The 2,623-nt window shown below is 55.2% G+C and carries 2 protein-coding genes; both read left to right on the top strand.

Annotated elements, in window-relative coordinates:
- Positions 1 to 282 precede the first annotated feature (282 nt).
- Positions 283 to 1,377: a hypothetical protein gene (locus ACXJ7R_RS29600; RefSeq protein WP_457154920.1), complete on the top strand. Its 1,095-nt coding sequence runs from the start codon at positions 283 to 285 to the stop codon at positions 1,375 to 1,377.
- A gap of 249 nt (positions 1,378 to 1,626) precedes the next feature.
- A complete protein-coding gene (locus ACXJ7R_RS29595; protein WP_457154919.1) occupies positions 1,627 to 2,163 on the top strand; it encodes a DnaJ domain-containing protein in 537 nt (178 codons plus the stop codon).
- Positions 2,164 to 2,623 lie beyond the last annotated feature (460 nt).

The following is a 2,623-nucleotide window of genomic DNA, read 5'->3' as shown; positions in this document are numbered from 1 at the left end:
ATTAAGCCTATTGGCTGGACTAAGACTGAAGTCCCAGCCCAGCCGTCTAGCGTCGATCGAACGTAGATTTCCAGTCGCGGTTGCGCTTCGCATYGATYCCTTCGTAATCGGGAAYCACAGTGAAAAAYACCGGCCGGCGGTCTGGGCCCGCAGCCTTTGCACGACGATCAGCCAACGAGCCTCCGCAACGGAGGCTATTCCTGATCCCGATAGCTGGCAGGCTCGCCTTGCAGTCGACTGCGCGCTGCGCGATGCTGACCCTTGGTGAAAAGGGAGGGGAACTTGCGCGCATTCAACAAAAAGGAAGCCATTAAAAGGGACGACGAATGGCTGCTTTCCACGATCTTTAAGATCAGCGATCCTAACGATCCGACACCATTCTTACAGAGCTTCTGCAATGCACTGCCGGAACGACCCTTAATCACAGAAATTAGGGAAGCTGAAGCTTTGCTCAACATGCGAGGCAATAAGGTGAAGAGCTATTGCCTTGAAACAGCGATTGGTCGGTTGCGAGCAGTCAAGATGTCTGAGGGTATGGTTCTTGCGCCATTCGAAGACATCGACATATCCACACCAAAAGGTAGATTTGCTTTCCTGAAGACTGCTAATGCATGCATTCCAATCGAGTGGGAGCGGAGTATGGAGCATATCGGGTACGCAGAGCACGCCGGGACCGTTGGAGCCGAGATGCTTCGAGAAATATCGAAGCCGAAACCGATTAATTTTCACGCAAGGTTCACCCACCCGAGTATGGGGCTCAAGGAGCCTGAAGGTTATTGCTTTCTGTTTCGACTAGAAGATCAGTCCGAGCTCTTTCTAATGATATCTGACAACGGCGCTATCCTAACGGCGCCCGAACCGCCATTTCAAATCATTGCCGGCAGGTCGAAAGAGGAAACAGAAACAGCACTGGCGGATTTTCGTGCCAGAAATCGCGAAGAGCTCGATCCGAGGCGCGCTTTGGCTACCGCGGGAGAGGCAGTTCCGGTTTATATGCCCAAAGACTATCCTCTTATCCGGGAGCTTCCTGGCGCCGACGATATGCCTGCGACTTGGGAAGAGTGGCGCGCAAATTTAGAAGTATCGCATATAGCGAAGCAGCCTGGGTTTGCCCGCTACAACGTGCGCATCAGACCCGACCTGTTCAAAGCATGGCTGGAGGCCAATTCGCTTTCGGCGTCAGAGCATTCAAGGAAGCGCTACGCCCAGAATCTGTATGATGATGGGCTAGAGGCTCGACGAAATGCCTTGGAACAGGAGCGACTTGCCCGAGAAAAAGCTGATAGAATAGCTCATCCGCCATTGGTGGATAAAGTGGTAGGCTTCATGCGTGCCTTGGTCAGCTTTCGTAGGCAACCCCCTTCAAGTCGGCACTGACCCCGAACCTCACCAGCGTGCCGATCGCGATCCTAAGCGCTGCGCGTCCAGCCCGACCACGGCTCTCGACAAGCTCGCAGTCGCGCACACTGGGAGCGCAGACTGGCGGCCAGCGCGCCACCGGCTTAAGCGACGCGCGCAGATGATGTCCCGCAATGGGTCAATGCGTCTGGCACCACTATTGCATGGTCCTCGCCGGCGACGAAGAGGCGTCGTAACACTCTGCCTCGATGTCGAGGGAGGATCACTTTGTTCGTTGATTACTATGAACTTCTGGAAATCAGTCCGAACGCCAACTCGGAAACGATAGAACGGATATTTCGTTATTTTGCCATGCGCTACCATCCCGACAACCGGGATACCGGGGACGAATCCCGCTTTAGTGAAATCATAGATGCCCACAATACGCTCAARGATCCGRTCAAGCGCGCGCAGTACGACATCGAGTATAAAGAGCATTTGAASATTCGCCRCGGGTTGAGCGAGGAAGCCARCAACACCAAAGGCATAGAACGGGATGCCGTCATTCAGGCCAAAGTGCTCTCGCTCCTCTATGTCAARCGCCGACAAGACGTSAACAATSCYGGYRTTGGCGATACAGAACTCGAACGCMTGGCMGACTGCCCGCGTGAACATCTGGARTTTCATCTTTGGTATCTRAAAGCCAAAGGCTGGATAGGAAGGATMGARAACGGGACGTTYGCGATCACCGTGGAAGGCATCGAYCGCACCCATACCGAACTTCGTCGTGAGCCCGCCACCAGACTCCTGGACTTCGCAGGCTGAAACCCTGSACAGCCTCGCCAGTTGCGTTTCCCGCCGGCCGCTGTCCTAGACCCCCGAACCACACCGCGCGTCCTGGCGCCCACCTGTGGCCGCATGCCACCGCAACCAAACCAGCTCTGCCTCTTGCCTGTAGATATGCCTCGCGTCCACAAGCAGCGACAGGTGCGAAATTACTCCCCTGACGTTCTGGGGGATATTATCGGCCAAAAGAAATAGACCGCCACCAGAGGCAGCGGGCCAATGTTCTCGGCAGAGATTTTGATCAATTCATCGGCGAGCGCTATTCCCCAAGTAGCCGACGCGAGGCTTCCCGTGCTCCTGTCGCGTTCGCCATCGCCACCATCGTGTCGGCCGTGACGATGAACTCGCCACGCATATCTTCTCTTGGCATTCATAGCCGCGCTGGTAGGCGAAGTAATATACCCTGAATAGCACGGCCTAGACCTCCTCGGAGCGGAGC

This window comes from Mesorhizobium sp. P5_C1 (assembly GCF_054049815.1).
The sequence above is the reverse complement of the archived record's forward strand: the minus strand, read 5'-3'. Positions and strand labels throughout refer to the sequence as shown.